The organism is Cobetia sp. 3AK (genome assembly GCF_029846335.1).
In the GTDB taxonomy this organism is placed as follows: Bacteria; Pseudomonadota; Gammaproteobacteria; order Pseudomonadales; family Halomonadaceae; genus Cobetia; species Cobetia marina.
The window spans coordinates 68,185-87,070 of record NZ_JARWKR010000009.1 but is presented as its reverse complement, the minus strand read 5'-3'; the positions used below and the strand labels follow the sequence as shown (position 1 = coordinate 87,070).

The 18,886-nt window shown below is 60.7% G+C and carries 11 protein-coding genes; 8 read left to right on the top strand and 3 right to left on the bottom strand.

Annotated elements, in window-relative coordinates; translation table 11 throughout:
- Positions 1 to 260: 260 nt before the first annotated feature.
- The 3 genes from QD228_RS13455 (at position 261) to QD228_RS13445 (ending at position 3,488) form a co-directional block, all read left to right on the top strand.
- Entirely contained in the window at positions 261 to 944 is a 684-nt protein-coding gene (locus tag QD228_RS13455; protein ID WP_144727856.1) for an RraA family protein, read from the top strand.
- Positions 941 to 2,146, top strand: a complete 1,206-nt coding sequence (locus QD228_RS13450) for a pyridoxal phosphate-dependent aminotransferase (protein ID WP_279875848.1) — start codon at positions 941 to 943, stop codon at positions 2,144 to 2,146. Before QD228_RS13455 ends, QD228_RS13450 begins: the two co-directional genes overlap by 4 nt.
- Before the next feature lie 61 nt (positions 2,147 to 2,207).
- The gene (locus QD228_RS13445) at positions 2,208 to 3,488 is read left to right on the top strand and encodes a dicarboxylate/amino acid:cation symporter (RefSeq protein ID WP_279875847.1); all 1,281 of its coding nucleotides are present in this window, start codon (positions 2,208 to 2,210) and stop codon (positions 3,486 to 3,488) included.
- Between the two features lie 183 nt (positions 3,489 to 3,671).
- On the opposite strand, the gene QD228_RS13440 is transcribed toward QD228_RS13445, so the two are convergent.
- Positions 3,672 to 4,589 (bottom strand): LysR family transcriptional regulator, encoded by a 918-nt coding sequence (locus QD228_RS13440; RefSeq protein WP_084208955.1) that lies wholly within the window; start codon positions 4,587 to 4,589, stop codon positions 3,672 to 3,674.
- 410 nt (positions 4,590 to 4,999) lie between these two features.
- Between QD228_RS13440 and QD228_RS13435 the strand changes: the two genes are divergently transcribed.
- From QD228_RS13435 to QD228_RS13415, 5 genes are all read left to right on the top strand, one after another.
- Positions 5,000 to 5,995 carry an ion transporter gene (locus QD228_RS13435; protein WP_279875846.1) on the top strand — a complete coding sequence of 332 codons (996 nt, stop codon included), beginning with the start codon at positions 5,000 to 5,002 and terminating at the stop codon, positions 5,993 to 5,995.
- A gap of 144 nt (positions 5,996 to 6,139) precedes the next feature.
- Positions 6,140 to 7,459, top strand: coding sequence for an ergothioneine biosynthesis protein EgtB (gene egtB, locus QD228_RS13430; protein ID WP_279875845.1), 1,320 nt, complete (start codon positions 6,140 to 6,142; stop codon positions 7,457 to 7,459).
- A gap of 91 nt (positions 7,460 to 7,550) precedes the next feature.
- Positions 7,551 to 7,892, top strand: a complete 342-nt coding sequence (locus tag QD228_RS13425) for a DUF427 domain-containing protein (protein ID WP_279875844.1) — start codon at positions 7,551 to 7,553, stop codon at positions 7,890 to 7,892.
- 111 nt (positions 7,893 to 8,003) lie between these two features.
- Positions 8,004 to 8,543 (top strand): DUF4823 domain-containing protein, encoded by a 540-nt coding sequence (locus tag QD228_RS13420; protein WP_279875843.1) that lies wholly within the window; start codon positions 8,004 to 8,006, stop codon positions 8,541 to 8,543.
- A 246-nt stretch (positions 8,544 to 8,789) separates the two neighbouring features.
- Positions 8,790 to 9,524, top strand: a complete 735-nt coding sequence (locus QD228_RS13415; RefSeq protein WP_279875842.1) for an NERD domain-containing protein — start codon at positions 8,790 to 8,792, stop codon at positions 9,522 to 9,524.
- 341 nt (positions 9,525 to 9,865) lie between these two features.
- On the opposite strand, the gene QD228_RS13410 is transcribed toward QD228_RS13415, so the two are convergent.
- Both QD228_RS13410 and QD228_RS13405 read right to left on the bottom strand, forming a co-directional pair.
- Positions 9,866 to 10,225, bottom strand: coding sequence for a hypothetical protein (locus tag QD228_RS13410; RefSeq protein ID WP_084208949.1), 360 nt, complete (start codon positions 10,223 to 10,225; stop codon positions 9,866 to 9,868).
- 45 nt (positions 10,226 to 10,270) lie between these two features.
- On the bottom strand, positions 10,271 to 18,859 hold the full coding sequence (locus QD228_RS13405) for a glucoamylase family protein (RefSeq protein WP_279875841.1): 8,589 nt from the start codon (positions 18,857 to 18,859) through the stop codon (positions 10,271 to 10,273).
- Positions 18,860 to 18,886 lie beyond the last annotated feature (27 nt).

The following is an 18,886-nucleotide window of genomic DNA, read 5'->3' as shown; positions in this document are numbered from 1 at the left end:
CGGGTGTCTCCCTCCAATGTCATGGGTCAGACAGTACGCTATCACGTTGATCGTTGTGAGGTAGAGGCTCTTGGGGATGACTCGGGCGCTATCGGTGGTGACTGTCAGTGAGGGGCGAGCGCGCAGCCCTGTTCACGGGTTCCTGGAAAAGCTGACAGACAACTGATGCCTAAAAGCGATCTATCAAGATAAATATTAATCGTTTTTTTGGATTTTTTCTCGATGCATACTCGAATGGAGCCCACAGATTGGAGTAGATCATGATTGCGTCTTCGGTAGATTCCGGCATTCCCGCCCTGGCAGATCCCGCTCATATCGAGGCCCTGCGCAGCATCGTCACGCCACACCTGAGCGATAACCTGGATCGCCTGAGTGGTATTCGTGGCCTGACGCCTTATCACGACGGCACCAAATTGGTCGGCACCGCATTCACCGTCAAATGCCGCGCTGGTGACAACCTTTATATCTACCAGGCACTGACGATGTTGCGTCCGGGACATGTGCTGGTGATCGACGGCAGTGGCCATCTGGACAACGCGCTGGTGGGTGAGCTCATCAAGTGTTACGCCCAGCAGCGCGGTTGCGTGGGATTGGTGGTGGACGGCGCCATTCGCGACATCAAGGCATTCGCGGAAGATAGCTTCCCTTGCTATGGCCGCGGCAGCATTCATCGTGGCCCTTACAAGAATGGGCCGGGTGCGCTCAATGTTCCCGTCTGTGTCGGCGGGCAGGTCGTGAATCCGGGCGACATTGTGGTAGGAGACGAAGATGGACTGGTCACCTTCGCTCAGTCCGAGGCGCCCGCGTTGATCGAGGCTGCCAAGGCCAGTTTCCGGAAAGAGGCCGGCATCATGGAGGAAATCTCGAGCGGCCAGCATTATCAGCACTGGCTGGACGCGGTACTCATCTCCAAAGGCCTTGAGTACGGGGAGGCGCGCACATGACTCCGACCCTGTTGGCCGACCGTCTCAAGCGCATTCAACCTTCCCCCAGTGTCCAAGCCAATGATCGCGTGGCAGCGCTGCGTGCCGAGGGCAAGGACATCATCAACTTCACCATCGGTGAGCCTGACTTCGACACGCCGGCCCACATCATCGATGCCGCTGTCACCGCGATGAGGCAGGGCGATACGCATTACACGCCGTCAGAGGGAACCCCTGCATTGCGTCAGGCGATTGTCGAGAAGCTCGCTCGGGACAATGCATTGGAGTATCACTTCGACGAGATTGTCGTGGGGGCCGGCGGCAAGCACATCCTCTATCACGTGATGGCAGCGACGCTGAATCCAGGCGATGAGGTCATCGTGCCAGCGCCGTATTGGGTGTCCTATCCCGATATCGCATTGCTCAATGAGGGAGTGCCGCGTGTCGTCACTTGCGACGCCTCCTGTGGCTTCAAGTTGACACCTCAGGCGCTGATCGAGGCGGTCACCGACAAGACACGCTGGTTGGTGCTCAATACGCCGTCCAACCCGACCGGTGCCGTGTACTCTGAATCGGAGCTGCTCGCGCTCGCTCAGGTGCTGCGTGATTATCCTCATGTCGGCATCATCTCCGACGAGATATACGAGCATTTCGTCTACGCCCCGGCGCGCCATCTCTCGCTGATCAATGTGGCGCCAGACCTCAAGTCGCGCACCTTGATCGTCAATGGCGCCTCCAAGGGGTATGCCATGACGGGCTGGCGGATCGGCTTCGGTGCCGGTCCGCGAGACTTGATCCAGGCCATCGTGAAACTGATCTCCCAGACCACGACTTGCCCCAGCTCGATCAGTCAGGCCGGCGCAGTTGCAGCTTTCATCGGTGATCAGGCCCCTGTGCGCGCCATGGCGGAACGCTACACGCAGCGTCGACAATTGATGCTCGAGGGCCTGCAATCGATAGCAGGCGTCAATTGCACTGCCCCCGATGGCGCCTTCTATGTCTATCTCGATGTCAGCGGGCTATTGGGGAAGACGACACCAGGGGGCCAGCGTCTCATGCGTGATGGTGACGTGGTGCTGTACTGGCTCGATGCCGGTGTTGCGGCGGTCAGCGGTGAAGCCTATGGCCTGTCACCCTACGTCCGGCTGTCCTTTGCCATCGGGGATGAGGCCATCCAGGAAGGCTGTCGGCGTTTACGCGAGGCCTGCCTGGCATTGACGTGAAACTTGTCGCAACGAACAAGACTCACCTCCCGTAATTCACAATGACAATAATGAGGTTCTCATGACACTTACCTTGCGAGGTTCACGGGGGTTACCCGTGCGTATTTTCATCGGCTTCATGCTGGGTATCAGCTGCGGCTTGCTGTTTCAGGATTTCTCAATGGCGATCAAGCCACTGGGCGACGCGTTCATCAATGCCATCAAGATGCTCATCGTACCGATCATCTTCTTCTCCGTGGCGGGTGGTATCGCCAACATGGGGGACGTGCAGCAGCTGAAGCGTGTGGGCGGCAAGACATTGCTGGTGTATGTCGGCATGACCCTCATCGCGGGCATCATCGGACTGGTCGTCGCCTCCATCATCCAGCCGGGCAAAGGGCTTGATGTCCAGATGAGTGCCCCGGTAGAGGCGGTCTCGAGCGGCCTGGACATCGGTCAATTCCTGTTGCAGATGATTCCCAGCAACCCCGTGGCAGCGATGGCCAGTGGCAACGTGATCCAATTGATCGTCTTCACCATTCTGGTCGGGGTGGCCATGGTCATGCTGGGAGAGCGTGTCGCCCGACTGCGTGCCTTGTTCGATGAGGGGGCTGCGGTGTCATTTCGTATTCTGGACATGGTCATGGCGACGTCGCCTATCGGTATCTTTGCCCTGATGGCGTATGCCGTCGCCAACTACGGCATTGATATCTTTGGACAGATCGGCAAGTTCATCCTCGCGGACTATGCCGCTCTGCTGGTGATATGGGCAGTGGTCTCCATTCTGCTGGTCCTGTTCACGCGAATTTCCTATCCGCGCTTGATACGCAAGATGGTGCCTATCTGGCTCATGACGCTGTCGACCACCAGCAGCAATGCCACCTTGCCCGTGACGATGAAGGTCACCCATCGTGATCTCGGTGTGCCGGAATGGCTGTGCTCGTTCATGCTGCCGCTGGGCGCGACGATCAACCTGATGGGGGCCGCTGCGTATCTGTCCGTGCTGGTCGTGTTCGCGGCAGACTTCTATGACCTTTCGCTGAGTTTCTCGCAGATGGTCAACGTGATCTTCATCGGCACCATCCTGTCGATGGCAGCTCCGGGCATTCCCGGCGGCGGGATCGTCATGGGCACCCTGATCCTGCAATTGATGAATCTGCCGTTCGAGCTGGTCGGGCTGATCGCCGGCATTTATCGCATCGTGGATATGGGGCACACCACACTCAATGTTTCCGGTGATGTGGTGGGTGCATTGCTGGTGGCCAAGAGTGAAAACCTGCTCTCGACGGAAAAGGTCGCTTCTCCCACCACGACGCCTGCCACACCGCCCACATCATCCACACCGGCAGTGAGTGTGGATTGAGGCATGTGATGGCCAGTTCATCGCCCTGACAGCATCAGTCTCCTGACAATCCGTGTGTCCTTGTCTCTCACGCGGCTGGCTTCACTGTCATCCAGGCCCCCGACACCTCGTGTCGGGGGCTTTCTGTATCGGAAGGAATGCCGCAGCGGTTGTGCTCAGGCAGACATGGACACCGACCCCTCGTCATTCTGTCGTCGGCAGGCGATCAAAATACAGTTGATTGAAATTGCAGGTGCTTTCAGCCAGTTCCGCGATGGTCGCCGTCAATCCGGCCTGACGGTCGGCGCGATAGAATGCACTGTATTGCACCAGCGGGAGGCTTTCGGTGGTGGGCAAGATCTGCAGCATCTTGCGGTCGACCAGAAATTGCATGCAGTGACGGGGGAGGTAACTGATACCCGCTCCCGACAAGGTCAGGCCGACCTGCGCCAGCAGGTAATTGCTGACCAGCGTATTTCGCATTCGCGCCCCGTGTTGCAACAACCACCGCTCGCAGATCAACCCCGTGCCCGAGTGACTTCCTTGAGACAGCACCGTGAGTTCGGTCAGCTCCTGGAGCGTCAGCGTACGGCCCTCCGGCACAGTGCCATGCGCTGCCATCCAGACGTTTTCCACGCTTTTCAGTGGCTGAGAGATGAAGCGCGCGTCTGAAAACACATCGGGCACGATGATCATGTCCAGTTGGTCGTGTTCCAGCTTGCTGTAAAGCTCACTGCTGAGCTCGATCGAGGGCTCGATCTTGAGGCGGGGAAAGCGCTCTCGAATCCGCGCGATCAACTGTGGCAGCCAGGTGATGCCGGTCAATTCGGTCACGCCGATCCGAAACTGACTCTGGATGACGGACTCGTCACTGATGCGCTCGACGAGATGATCGCGGCGCTCCAGCAGGTCCTTGCCCAGTGCCAGCACCTCGAGTCCCTTGTCCGTCAGGCGGGCCGAGCGTCGGCTGCGATCAAATAGCGGCACACCAAAGGTTTCTTCCAGCTCCTGAATCCGCTTGGATATTGCAGACTGCGTCGTATGGAGCTTGTTGGCGGCCGCTTCAAAGCCCCCGAGTTCGCTCACCCAGTAAATTGCATCGAGTTGTTTGAAGGTGATCATTCCGCAAGGCCATTGGCAACGAAGTGTGGTTGCGATGATAGAGCGTTCTGACGCGAGGAGCATGCCTTGTCATCGCATATCTCTCGCCATTGACCGCGAGTCCTGGACACACATTCTGCTCAGCGCAGGACGCCATCTTTCGGAGAAAGTGGGACGAAAAGTGGCAAGAAGAGTGGCAAGAAGAGTGGATCGCCTGTTTCCTTAAGCCTCACGTGGTCACCACGGGACTCCATCAGTATCCTGATCACATAGGCGCTGCATCGTGAGTCGCCTCTCGGCGGCCCGGGTCGCTGGCCCGGCCCAGGCCGCTGCTCTCGGTGCACCCGCTATCAGGCGCGCCTTACCCCAGGAGCACCGCATTCAAGGTGTCGTGCTCGAAACCCCAGGACGAAAATACGTCAGGAGTTGTCATGCCAGCCACCCGCACGCCCTCGTCCGCCAGGGAGCGGATACATCTGTGGTGGGATCTGTTCATCATCGTGCTCGTGATCGCCAATCTGGCATTGCTGCTGTTCGACAGCCTCTTCCTGATTCCCCCGCTGAACACGGCCTTCGAGGCCGTGACACCCGGGTTACATGCGGCCTATGAGCAGAACATCCACGCCAACTTCCTCTTCATCGACCTGGCGTTCGTCGCCGTCTTCCTGCTGGATGTGCTGGCGGGGTGGGCGGTGGCCATCGCGGAGCGGCGCTATCACCGCTGGTTCTTCTATCCCTTCGTGCACTGGTATGACGTGCTGGGGTGTATCCCGCTGAGCGGCTTCCGCCTGTTGCGTGTGCTGCGTGTGATATCGCTTCTGTTCCGTCTGCAACGCCTCGGTTTGATCGATGTTCGTCGCTGGTACCTCTACGGCGTGGCGGCCAAGTATCTCGACATCCTGCTGGAGGAGCTGACGGACCGTATCTCCCTGCGCATGCTCGATAACGTGCAGCAGCAGTTGCGTGATAGCGATGACCTCTCATCGTCGGTGATCGAGCGTGTGGTGGAGCCTCGCAAGCAGGCCTTGATCCAGGAGATCAGCCTACGACTCGAGACCATGGCAGGGGATATCTATACCCAGAACCGCGACGATACCCTGCGCTATGTGCGGGGGCTGGTCAGTCGCACCCTGGCGGAGAGCCCGGAGCTCCAGCGTGTCTCGCGCCTGCCCATGGGCACCCAGCTGACGAAAGGGCTGGAAAGCTCGCTGTCGGATCTGGCCTGTCACCTTGTCGATGAAGCCTTGGCGGGCCTGCGCTCCAAGGAGTTCTCGGCGCTGGTGGGGCATCTGGCAGAGAGTGGTTTCGATGCCTGGGCGCGCACTGACCCGAGAACTGAGCAGATCACCGAGCAGGTGCTGATCGACATGCTGGAGCTGCTCAAGGAGCGCATCGCCGTGAAGAGCTGGCAGAAGAAATACGAGTGAAGACAGGTGTGCCTGCAGGGTCATGTTGCGCCTGGCCCGCGTGCAGGGCAACTCTCTGCACGGGGCAGCCCCTTGAAAGTCGGTCACGACCTCCCGACATCAGTATCTCGGCAATGGATCTGTAACACCCAAAAGGACGTCTCGATGTCATATGCACCGCAACCCTCAAGCGACACTCACGACCTCGAGCAGGCGAAGACGTGGCTACGTGCCTACCAGCGAGTGCGAGCTGCCACCGAGGCGATCTGTGCGCCGCTGCACAAGGAAGACTACATGGTGCAGAGCATGGCGGATGTCAGCCCGCCCAAGTGGCACATCGCCCATGTCAGCTGGTTTTTCGAGGCCTTCATCCTGAAGCCGTTTCAGCCCGGCTATCAGACGCTCGATCCCGCCTATGATCACCTCTTCAACTCCTACTACGAGACCCATGGCGTGCCGTTCCCGCGGGCTGAGCGTGGCGCAATCTCGCGCCCGACCGTCGACGATGTCTATCGCTATCGGGCGCACGTCGATCAAGCCATGCAGGCCTTGCTGGAGAATCCGCCCCAGGAACATCTGCCGGAGATTCTGCGTCGTCTGGAGTTGGGCCTACCGCATGAGCAGCAGCATCAGGAGCTGCTGTTGATGGACATCAAGCACATCCTGGCGCAGAACCCGCTGTGCCCGGCCTATCGGGATGATTTGGCGCCAGGCTTGGCACCGACGCCTGCGCGGGAGGTGCCGCCGCTGGGCTGGCTGGCCTATCCAGCCGGGATTCGCGAGATCGGCCATGATGCCTCTAGAGGCGGCTTCGCCTACGACAACGAGATGGGCCGCCACCGTCAGTTTGTCGAAGCGTTCCAGATGGCGGATCGTCCAGTGACCAACGGCGAGTTTCTTGCCTTCATGCAGGACGGTGGATACGCCACTCCCGAGCACTGGCTGGCGGATGGCTGGGCGACGGTCAAGGCGGAAGGCTGGCAGGCGCCGCTTTACTGGGTTGAGCGTGACGGCGTCTGGCATCACTACACCCTCGGCGGCCTGGTGCCGGTGGATCTGAGAGCGCCGGTCTGCCACGTCAGCTTCTTCGAGGCCGATGCCTATGCGCAGTGGGCGGGCGCGCGTCTGCCGACTGAAGCCGAGTGGGAGACAGTCGCTCAGGATGTCCCCCTGACGGGTAACTTCGTCGATCAGGATCATCTGCAACCAGTCGCGGCGGCGAAAGCCGACGGCATGCCGGGACAGATGTTCGGCGATGTCTGGGAGTGGACGGGCAGCGCCTATCGTCCGTATCCGGGCTTTCGCAAGTTGCCGGGCAGCCTGGGGGAGTACAACGGCAAGTTCATGTCCGGTCAGATGGTGTTGCGCGGAGGCTGTTGTGCCACGCCGGCAGACCACATCCGCGCGACCTATCGCAACTTCTTCCCGCCCGAGGCGCGCTGGGCATTCTCCGGCTTCCGGCTCGCCAGGGACAGTGGGGCATGATGGGCTGACGCCCTGCATGACGCGCCTCCGAGCACCTTCATCTGCTGCTTTCATCTGCCGCTTCTATCTTCCAACCCGTAAAGGAGTGTTCATGGCCGACAATCCCGAACCGCGTATTACCTTGCACCCGCTATCCTCGCGGGTGCGAATCCTGGTCGGTGAGACAGTGATCGCCGACACTGGCGACGCGCTGGAATTGCGCGAGAAGGGCTATCCGCCGAGGCTCTACTTGCCGCGCGACGATGTGGCGATGGCGAAGCTCTCGGTCTCTCACACCGTCACCCATTGCCCCTTCAAGGGCGACAGTACCTATTACTCGCTGCCGGATCTTTCCGACATCGCCTGGAGCTACGATCACCCCATCGAGGAGATGCAGGCGATCGCCGGGCGACTGGCGTTCGATGCTGACAAGGTCACGTTGCAGGTGGAGTGATACCACTCAGAGCTGAAGGCTGACAGCCTTGGCTTGACCCGCTGATCAAAATCACCGCATGTTGGACATGAGCTATAGCTTGATAACTCCAACTCGGACGGAGATGACAAGATGCGAAAAACGATAAGAGCACTGTCATTATTGTCGGCAATGTTTTTGTTGGCGGCATGTGCGGATAGTCACCAACTCATGAAGTCGAACGGCACATCCGGCTTTTCGATGGCCCCCGACGAGCCCCTGTACGTCTCGGTGCCACGTGATGGCGTCTATGGTTCGCAGCGGTATAACGGGTCTGGGATGACCACGGCTCAGATACTTCAGGGCGCCTTTCTCAAGTACGCAGATAACGTGAGTTATGGCAATTCCACTCAATCAAGAAGTGAGGCGTGGGACGCTGCCATGCAGGCAGGCGCCATATATCTGGTATTTCCTACCATTGTGCACTGGGAGGACAGGGCGACAGAATGGTCCGGCAAGCCTGATCAAATCGAGGTCAAGGTTCAGGTGATAGACGTCGCGACCAATACCGTCGAAGCCTCCGCGATAGCGAAGGGCCAGAGTGGGTTGGCGACCCTGGGTGGGGACCGGCCCCAGGATCTGCTGTCGAAGCCCGTCAATGAATTCGTGTCTTCGCTCTACGACAGGCAGTGACACGATGTCGCTAGTCCCTTGAACGGGCTTGATAGGAAGGCTGCGCCTGCTGCGAGATATCGGTCTCTCGTCGGTCATTGGCGCTACACCTCATGACCAGTTGCAAGCGCATCACATCGTCATGTCATTCCCCAGCACCCTGTCATGATGGCCAGGCGAGCCAGCATGACAGGGTGCTCGGCCACGATAATAGTATCCGGAGTTCGTGAAATGGATTTCACACCCGTCATTACGCAAGTATGGAGTATGTTTGCCTGGATATTGCCCCTTGTCCTGATTGTCGGGATCTTCAAGTCTTCATGGTTCAAGGGGATTCTGGGCGAGTGGCTGGTGCGTTGGGTGGCACGTCGCCGTCTAGATAAGCATGTCTATCGTGCCGTGCACAATGTCACCCTCAAGACGCCGGACGGCACCACTCAGATCGATCACGTCCTGCTCTCGCCGTATGGGTGTTTCGTGCTGGAAACCAAGAACATGAAGGGCTGGATCTTCGGCAGCGAGAAGCAGGCGCGTTGGACACAGAAGCTCCATCGCCGTTCTTTCAGTTTCCAGAACCCGTTGCGCCAGAACTACAAGCACCTCAAGGCGCTGGAGGCGACGCTCGGCGTGCCTTCCGAGCACCTGCATTCGGTGATCATCTTCGTGGGCAGCGCGGTCCTGAAGACCGAGATGCCGCCCAATGTGACGCGTGGCACTGGCTTCGTGTCGTATATCCGCTCTTTCGAGACGCCCGTCTTCAGCGAGGCACAGGTCGAGGCCATGCACGAGGCATTGTTGACGGGGCGCCTGGCACCGACCTTGGCGACGCATCGCGCTCATGTGAAGCATCTCAAGCAGCGCAATGAGTCCCCGGCGACACGTCAGTGCCCGAAATGCGGCAGGGCGATGGTGGTTCGCGTGGTCAAGTCAGGCCCGAAGCAGGGCCAGCAGTTTCTGGGTTGCTCGACCTTCCCCCAATGTCGTGTCACTCAGGCGTTGTGATCTCGCGATAGCACGATTGTGGCCCCCGCTTGCCGTCACCTGCCTCCGGGGCCGCCACACCATAGACTGCTGCTGCTGGCGTACCTCAATGCTAGACCGAGCGCTGATTCTCGCTTGACCGCTGACAGCTCCTTCACTTCCTTGTCGCGCTCTTTCCGGAGCATGCCGGTCAGCACACCGTGAACCGTACATCACCCATCAGGGGGAGGTCGCCAGGCGGAAGACGCCTGCCATGATCCGTGACGGATACCGTGTCACGGCGCGATCCAGTGGATGCTGGGCGTCATCCCGCTCAAGCAGATTTCGAGAGGGCCGGCTTGCGCCCGCACACTAGGGGAGACTCAGCTTGTCGCTGACAGGGGAATGGTGCCGAAGTCTTTCGAGAGTGCGGCGATTTCACGGCCATCCTTGTGCAGCAATCGGTCGACGCTGACGTGGCAGCTCACTTCGCAGACCCCACTTTCGGCATCGACGTAACTCCTTATGCTTTTCTTCATGGCACCTTCAATGATGACTTGCTTGAGTTCTCCCTCAAGCAGAAGCGAGATGGGCAGTCGGAGGGTCGCGCCATCGTGAGGGATATCCTGCGTGCTCGCGATGGGGAACCAGTGTGAGTAGGGGGGGCTGCCTTCGGGAACATACTTCATGAGGTTCTGATAGACAGTGCCGCCCGATAACAGGAAATCAAGAAAGTACTTCATGGTGTCCCTCCCGGGAGATGTGCATCGATTCGAGGTGATGAAGGCTCATGACACTGGTTCCTTTAGCATGTCGGGGGAAGGGCGGGCCGGTATCATCAGCTTCAGGTGGTAATGTCCGCCATCCAGAGGCAAGTGGACTTCGCCTGCTTCACACAGGGTGGTGTCCCCATTGAGGTGTGCCTCTGTCAGGATGAGGTCTTCCAGAGTGGAGTGCTTGATTTCCACGGTGTAATGAGTCGATAGCATGCTGATGGTGGCCGTGAATCCCGGCCAGCTGGCAGGCAGGTTCGGGGCAATGATCAGTACGTCCCCTTCGCGACGGATGCCCAGGATGCCTTCCAGTCCCGCCCGATACATCCAGCCAGCGGAACCCGTATACCAGGTCCAGCCGCCACGACCCTCATGGGGGGCGATGGAATACACATCGGCAGCCACGACGTAGGGTTCTACCTTGTAGCGTGCCGTGTCCTGTCGAGACAGCGCATGATTGATGGGGTTGAGCAGCGAGAACAACCGAACGGCGTTGTCGCCCTGTCCCAGCTGTGCGTAGGCCAGAATGGCCCACATCGAGGCGTGGCTGTACTGGCTGCCGTTTTCCCGCAGTCCAGGGGGGTATCCGCTGATGTATCCCGGATCTCGCTCGGGATGATCGAAGGGCGGCCAGAACAGCAGTGCCAACCCGGGGTCGTGGCGAATCAGCTCCTCATCCAGCGATTGCATGGCCTGCAGGGCATGGCGTGGGTCAGCGGCCCCGGACAGGACTGCCCAGGACTGGGCTATCGAGTCGATACGACACTCCTCACTCTCCCGAGTGCCAAGCCAGCTTCCGTCGTCGTAGGTCGCGCGCCGGTACCATGCTCCGTCCCAGGCATGCTGTTCGATGGCCTCACGCACCGAGACGGCATGGGCACGCCAGCGTGCCGCTCGACTCTCTTCCCCCTCACGGCGTTCCGCATGAGGGGCGAAGAGGTCCAGGGTGCGAATCAGCAACCATCCCAGCCAGACGCTTTCTCCCTTGCCGGCTTCTCCTACTCGATTCATGCCATCGTTCCAGTCCCCGCCGCCGATCAATGGCAGGCCGTGCTCTCCCGTCAGTGTCAGGCATTGATCAAGGCCACGCGCACAGTGTTCATACAACGTCGCCGCCGTATCCGCGATCATGGGCTGGAAGAAGGCGTCGTGTTCATCACTGCCCAGCAGGGGGCCTTCCAGGAAATTGACGGACTCATCCAGCACCTCGATATCCCCTGATGTCAGGACATACTGGGCGCAGGCATGCGCCAGCCAGACGCGGTCGTCGGATATGCGGGTGCGGACGCCCTGACCTGAATGCGGCAACCACCAGTGCTGCACATCACCCTGCACGAACTGGCGTGATGCGGCCCGCAGCAGGTGATGGCGTGTGGTGTCTGGACTGGCGAAGGACAGCGCCATGCCATCCTGCAGCTGATCACGGAACCCATAGGCGCCACTGGCCTGATAGAAGGCAGAGCGAGCCATGATCCGGCAGGCCAGGGTCTGATAGAGCAACCAGCCGTTGAGCATGATGTCCATGGCGCGATCCGGGGTGGAGACCTGCACGGCCTCCAGTCGATCCTGCCAATACGCGGTGACGGCGGCGAGCTCGGCATCAAGATCAGCCTGTCGATACTGATGTATGAGGTGCCTGGCGTCTTCACGTGAATGACTCTGCCCCAGCAAGGAGACGATCTCGACACTTTCTCCGGGGGCCAGTTCGATCAGGCACTGGAGTGCCGCACAGGGATCCCAGCCAGCCCCGATGGCACCGGACAGGGGAGTGTTCCCGGTGAGAGCGGCGGGAGCGGCGTGGTGCCCCCCATGCCCCAGGAACTCGCAGCGGTCTGTCGTGAATGACGTCTGCAGGCCACAGAGATCAGCGAAGGCGATGCGCCCGGCAAAGTTCATGCTCCAGGGATTGCTGGTCAGCAGTGCGCCAGTGTCATCATCCTTGCACGAGACGACGAAGGGAGCGGATGTGCCGCGGGCGAGTCCCAGTGCCCATTCGGCATAGGCGGTGACAGAGAGTCTGCGCGACCGATCAGAGCGATTCTCCAGGGTCATGCGCGAGATGCGGAGGGGGTCGTTCAGCGGGACGAAATGTATCAGGTCCACGGCAATACCCTGTGCTTCGTGTTCGAAGCGGCTATGACCAAACCCGTGGCGCGCGACGTAACGTCCGTTGTCGTTGATCGGCGAGGCCGTTGCCGTCCATACCGCCAGGCTGTCTTCATCGCGTAGATAGATGGCATCACCGCAAGGATTCATCACGGGGTCATTGGACCAGGGCGTGAGGGGGTTCTCGCGGCTGTTGTCCGCCCATGTGTAGCCCGCCCCTTCTGCCGATACCTGAAAACCGAAGCCTTCATTGGCGATGACGTTGAGCCACGGAGCGGGTGTGGTGCATCCCTGCTCCAGAATCGTCACGTATTCCTTGCCGTGCTTGTCGAAGCCGCCCAGGCCATTGAAGTACTCAAGCGCTGCGGACTCGTCCTGTCGGGTGGCGGTGTGCTGCGCGGTGGGAGGCGTGGCCACCTCGGGGGATGCCGGGACGGGCGCGGGGAGCTGTATCGGCGGTATCAAGGCCAGTTGATCGGCGAGCGGCCCACGCTGAGCCAGCAGCATCACTCTGGCCACGGACTGCAGCAACAGGCGGGAGGCAAGGTTCATCAGGTCCGCACGCAGGACGATGACGGAGCCTTGATCGTGCCCTTCATGGATGCGCGGGCGTGTCTGGCTACTGTTGACGGCCGCCTCGATCGCTTGCTGGAGATCCTGGACGTAGGAAGAGGCACGCTCATTGACGATCACCAGATCGACCCCGAGACGCTTCATTCGCCAGTACTCATGAGCGCGCAGCAGCTGACGCACCTGTGCCATGTCGTCGATGGCATCGATGCGCACCAGCACGATTGGCAGGTCTCCGGAAATGGCCAATGGCCAGAGTGCGGATTGTGGCCCTGCTCCGCGGGCCATGGTGTCTCGTGAGGCCCTGAAGCGCGCGTCGGCATACAGGATCGGCGCGGTCAGGCGCTGGAAGTCCGTCGCTTCTTCCGGCGTGATGCCCAGGTGATGGAGCTGAACCTGAGCCTGGGTCCAGGCCAGTGTCTTGGCTCGTTCATAGGCACTGCGGTCATGGTGCTTGTCGATGAGATCCAGCAAGGCCTCACGGGTGTCCGCGACCACCGTCCAGAACGCGACCCGGGTGATCTTGCCCGGCGGGACCTTCAGACAATGTCGCAGGGAGAATACCGGGTCCAGCACGGTGCCCGTGGTGTTGGTCAGGGGGTGCTCGGCCTGCAGAGCGGTCGCTGTGCGTACCGTGCGACCCCTGCCGATGAAATGCGCCCGGTCCGTCTCGTACTGGAGGTCGCTGAGGGTCTCGCCTTCCACGACCGCGAAGTGCGCCGCCCAGATTTCATCATCATCCGGACTGCGACGGCGACGTGTCGCGACCAGCGCCGCGTATTCTTCCAGGTACTCGGTGACCACGAACAACTTGGCAAACGCCGGATGGGCATTCTCGGTCGCGGGCGCCGTCAGGACCAGCTCCGCATAGGAGGTCACGTCAATCTCGCGGGCCGTTCGCCCGCTGTTGATGAGCGAGATGCGCCGGACTTCGCTGTCATCCTCACCAGAGACGAGGATATCCAGATGCGTGGTCAGGCTGTCCTGGCGATGGGTATAGCGAACGTAATCCTCGGCAAAGGTGGCTTCGTGATCTGCCGGGGCGAGCGCCTCCTCATCTGCCTTGTCCGGCAGTGAGTCACTGGCCGTCCAGAGGGCTTTCGTCTTGCGGTCGCGTAGGAAGACGAAACTGCCCAGATGATCGCAGGTGGCATCCTCCAGCCAGCGACTGATGGCGATATGCTGCCAACGGCTATAGCCCGCTCCACTGGCCGTCAGCATGATGCAATAGCGCCCGTTGGAGAGGAGGTGGGTGAGATGCGCGCCCACCAGACGTTGTGTGACATGACGGATGGCACGGCTTTCACCGAGCGTCTCGTTCGGGGCCGACGCGACCTCCTCGGCGCGAGGGTGTGTGATCGACATGTCGCGCGGGACACGTTCCTGCAGCAGCAATTCGCAGGCCTGGATGATCGGTTCTCGATGGAAGCGTTCGCGCATGTTCCCGTCGTGAAGCGCGTTGGCAATGGCGACGATCGTCATGCCTTGATGGTGGGCCATGTAACTGCGAATGATCGCGAAGCGCTCGCCTGCGGAGACGTGGGTGAGAGTGAAATCGAGCGCCTCATAGAAGCCGTGTCGTCCCTGGGCGCCCATTTCCTGCAGCGACAGGAAGTTCCGGTATGCCCCGACAGGGTCCACCATCGTGGCGAGGGCAGTGGCATAGGGCGCGATGACCAGATTGGCGGACAGACCCCGTTTCAGCCCCAGGCCCGGGACGCCGAAGTTGGTGTACTGATAGGTGAAGTGGCCATCGCGTACGTTGTACGCCGATTCGGAAATCCCCCATGGCACCTTCAATGCATTGGCATAGGCGACCTGTCTGGCGACGGCCAGACGGTTGCTCTGTTCCAGAAGGCTGCCTGCCGGCGCGCGCATCACCAGCGACGGCATCAGATATTCGAACATCGAACCCGACCAGGAGATCAGTGCCGAGCCATTTTCCAGCGGAGTGGCCGTGCGCCCGAGGCGGAACCAGTGACGTGTCGGGGCATCCCCCTTGGCGATCACGAACAGACTGGCGAGGCGGGCTTCAGACGCGAGCAGGTCGTAGCAGCTGCTGTCGAGGATGTTGCCCTCTACCGAGTATCCGATTGACAGCAACTGACGTTCCGGTGCGAGCAGGAACGTGAAATCCATCTCCAGCGCCATGTGTCTGGCAGTGGAGGCAATCTCGTGGAAACGTGCCATCAGGCGTTCACGAGGGTCGGGATGGTGGATCATTCTTGCATCATGGCAATGTTCGGCAATCGAGGTGCGCATGGCACCGATCCAGTACAGCAGGTCCTCGGCCCAGGGGGCGTGGACGTGTCGCAGCACCTCATGAGCCAGGTGGGTGGCGTGATCCGCAAGAGGATGCAAGGCGGGCAGCTGTTCCATGAATCCTTCGGAGGAGGTCGCCTGCAAGTGGGCTTCCATCGCGGCGATGCCGGGACGCAGGCGCGTCATCTGCTGAGCATGGGCCGAGGGGGCCTGTGCGAGGCATTCATGTACCAGACTCAAGTGGTCCATGATGCCCTGGTGAAGATTCTCCGATGGCAAGGTCTTCGCCCAGACGTCGCAGGCATTGGCGACGACCAGCAGATGTCCGGCCAGATTGCCGCTATCGACCGATGAGACATATTTCGGGTCCAGCGGCCTGAGATCTCGAGTGTCATACCAGTTGAAGAGGTGTCCGCGATGCTTTGCCAGCGACTGCATCACCTTCAACGAGGTGTCCAGGCATTCCGCACTCTTGTTGGCCCCCAGCCAGCCGAAATCCCGGGCGGCCAGAATGGAGATGAGATACAGGCCCATGTTGGTAGGCGAGGTGCGGTGCGCGATGACGGGCTGAGGCGTTTCCTGGAAATTGTCCGGCGGAAGCCAGTTGTCGCGCGCGGTGACGAAGGTTTCAAAGAAGCGCCAGGTCCGGCGAGCGATCAAGCGTAGCTCGCGGTTCTCCTCCGAGGACAAGGCGGCCTGCGGGGCAAGACTTCTTGAGCCGCTGACCCATTGCGCTATCGCCGGGGCGGCGAGCCACAAGGCGGCGAGCATCACCACCACCGGCCAGGTCTCTGGGGACTGGCTGAGCACACCGGCAGCGGCGCACAGCGCAAGCAATGTCCCCGGCGCCATGCTGCGATAAGCGCCACCCAGTGACAGTCGCGGCTGCCCGGAAGTCTGAGCTGCGGTGGTCCACTCGAGAAGGTGGCGGCGAGTGATCGTCAGACGCAGCAAGGTGCGCCCGATGGCATCCAGCATTCGCCAGGCCTGGTCTGGCAGGAAGGCAATCCACAGCAGTGTCTGGGAGGCGGCAAGCGTCAGGTCATTGCCCCATTGCTGGAAATAGTGCCGCAGATTGATGCCGGAGCGCATTGGCACAAGCGACAGCACGAGAGGGATCAGCGGCGGGGCGGCGATCACGATCATCACACACAGCGTGCCCAGCAGAGCGGCGGAGAGAGGCAATCCCCAACTGACGACCAGAAACGACAGCAGTAGCGGCGCCAGCAGTGAGCGCCGCAGGTTGTCCATGAGCTTCAGTCGTCCGGTCCATGGCATCTTGCGTGACACGATCCATGGCAGCAGCTGCCAGTCACCACGGGTCCAGCGGTGGGTGCGCTTGGCCGAGACCTCATAGCGGCACGGGAAGTCCTCGATGACCTCGATGTCTGACGCAAGACCGGCGCGCGCGAAGACCCCTTCGAACAGATCATGGCTGAGCACGCGGTTGTCCGGGACGCGCCCCTTGAGGGCTGCCTCGAACGCATCGATCTGATAGATACCCTTGCCGGCGAAGGACCCCTCGCCCAACAGATCCTGATAAAGATCCGAGGTGGCGGCCGCATAAGGGTCTACCCCGCCGGGTGCCGAGAACAGGCGCTGGAAGAGGGAACCTTGTCTGCCCATCGGCAGGGACGGCGTGACACGGGGCTGAAGGATGCCATACCCCTCCACGATGCATTGGCGGTGCTTGTCGAACCGGGGATGATTCAGAGGATGCGCCATCTTGGCGATCAGCTTGCTTGCGGCCCCGCGAGGGAGGCGAGTGTCCGCATCCAGCGTGATCACATAGCGTACCCCGGCCGGTATGCGTTCAGTGGGCAGGAAGGTGGTGTCGTCTGCACCGCGCAGCAGGCGATTGAGCTCATGTAGCTTGCCGCGCTTGCGCTCCCACCCCATCCAGCAGTGTTCGCTGTCATTGAAGACTCGGCGACGATGCAAGACGAGGAAGCGGGGAAATCCCTCATTGTCGCCATGGCGCAGATTCAGGTCCGCAATGGCCGCGTTGGCGAACGATAGCAGTCGAGCGTCTTCTGGCATGACGTCATGCGCCGCATCCACGCCATCGGTCAACAGGGCATAGAAGATCGAGCCTCCACCGCTGGCCAGATAGTGCACTTCCAGACGCTCTATCTGCTCCTGGAGATCTGCCTCGCGGGTCAGCAGGGTCGGCACGGCGATCAGGGTGCGCAAGTCAGGTGGTACGCCCTCGGACAGGTCGAGACTGGGCAATGGCTGCGGCCCGACACAGAAGATGATGAGACGACTGACCAGCAAGGTCGCAAGCTCAGTGGCAGGCAGCAGCCCCAGCAGGCCGAGCAGCCACATCCATCCAGCGCTGAATGCCTCCGAGGACAGTGACGCGATGCCCTGCAAGGCCATCCACAGCAGCGCCGTGGTGGTCAGGACGATCAGGCCGACATAGCCACTGATGCCTCCTGCGATGCACCAGTGGCGAAGGTGTTGGCGCCCTGTACGTCGATATCCGAGGGTGTCTTCAAATGCCTTGCGTCCCGCCGCGATCAGCACATACCCCGGGTCACCTCGTCGCGCTGACTCATTGGCATCCTCGGTGGCACTTGCCGCCTCGCGAGCCGCCACCAGCGCGCATTGCGTGATGTGAAGTTCACTGTGCTCAGAGCCACGTGCCAATTGCTCGATGGCACTTCGATAGCTGTTGCGGGTCGGGAAGTCGAGCGTGGAGAAACGCGGAGCGTCCATGAGGCGAGCATTGACCAGGCTGAGGCTTTCAAAGACATCGGCCCAGTCAATGCTCGAGACGAAGTGCATGCTGGTAATGATATTGCGGACGGTGACGTTGGCGGCGCCCTGACGCTGCTGAGCCCGTTGTACCAGCTCATCGATGGAGGAGCCCTGCAGACGGACTCGACGCTCCAGCCAGCTCATCATGGGATGAGTGCGCGTATCGATACCGCGCAAGCGCTTGGCCAGCTGGGCGACGAAAGGTGCCGTCAGCGGTGTCTTGCCTTGAGGCAGGGTGGTGGGGTCCAGGGTGTGATGCTGGCTTTCGGGAATCAACCACTGACTTGCCAGGGTGTCGGCGTCATTGCGTGCCGTCTGTTCATTGACGATCTGCTCGGCAAGCCGGCGAAGGTTCTCGATCAGTACGATGCGCAGCGTGATGGCCACCGCCCATAGCTCACCGATCGTCAGGGGTTGAACGCGCTGGTAGGCCTGGATGAAGCCATGAAGCGTGTCGAGGTCGAGATGGCTGTCAGTGTGGACCACAAAGGCCCAGGCAATCCCGAAGACACGGGGGTATCCCGTGAAAGGGCCCTCGGCCAGCTTGGGCAGCTGGCGATAATAGCCGGGTGGCAGGTCATCGCGGATCTCACGTACCTGCGCCTCGATCAGATGATAATTGTCGAGTAGCCAGGTGGCGGCAGGGACGATATCGCGGTCTTCCGCGACTTCCTTTGCACTGGCGCGATACGCTTTCAACAGTACCTTGGCGTTGTCTTCAAGGCGTCTCGACAGTGGCAGGACGCGAGAGGGGGTTTCCGTCACGTTCTGTGCCAGCGCAAGGCTTGAGGCGTGCTGTTCAAGACGCTCGATGCTGAACAGCTCGCCTCGCACCGGAGCAGTGTCATGCCAGGGGGATGTCGGGGGATAAGCGCGGAATATCCTGCCTGAGAAAAGGGTCACGAGCGCTGTCCTGGTCGATGCGCGAGT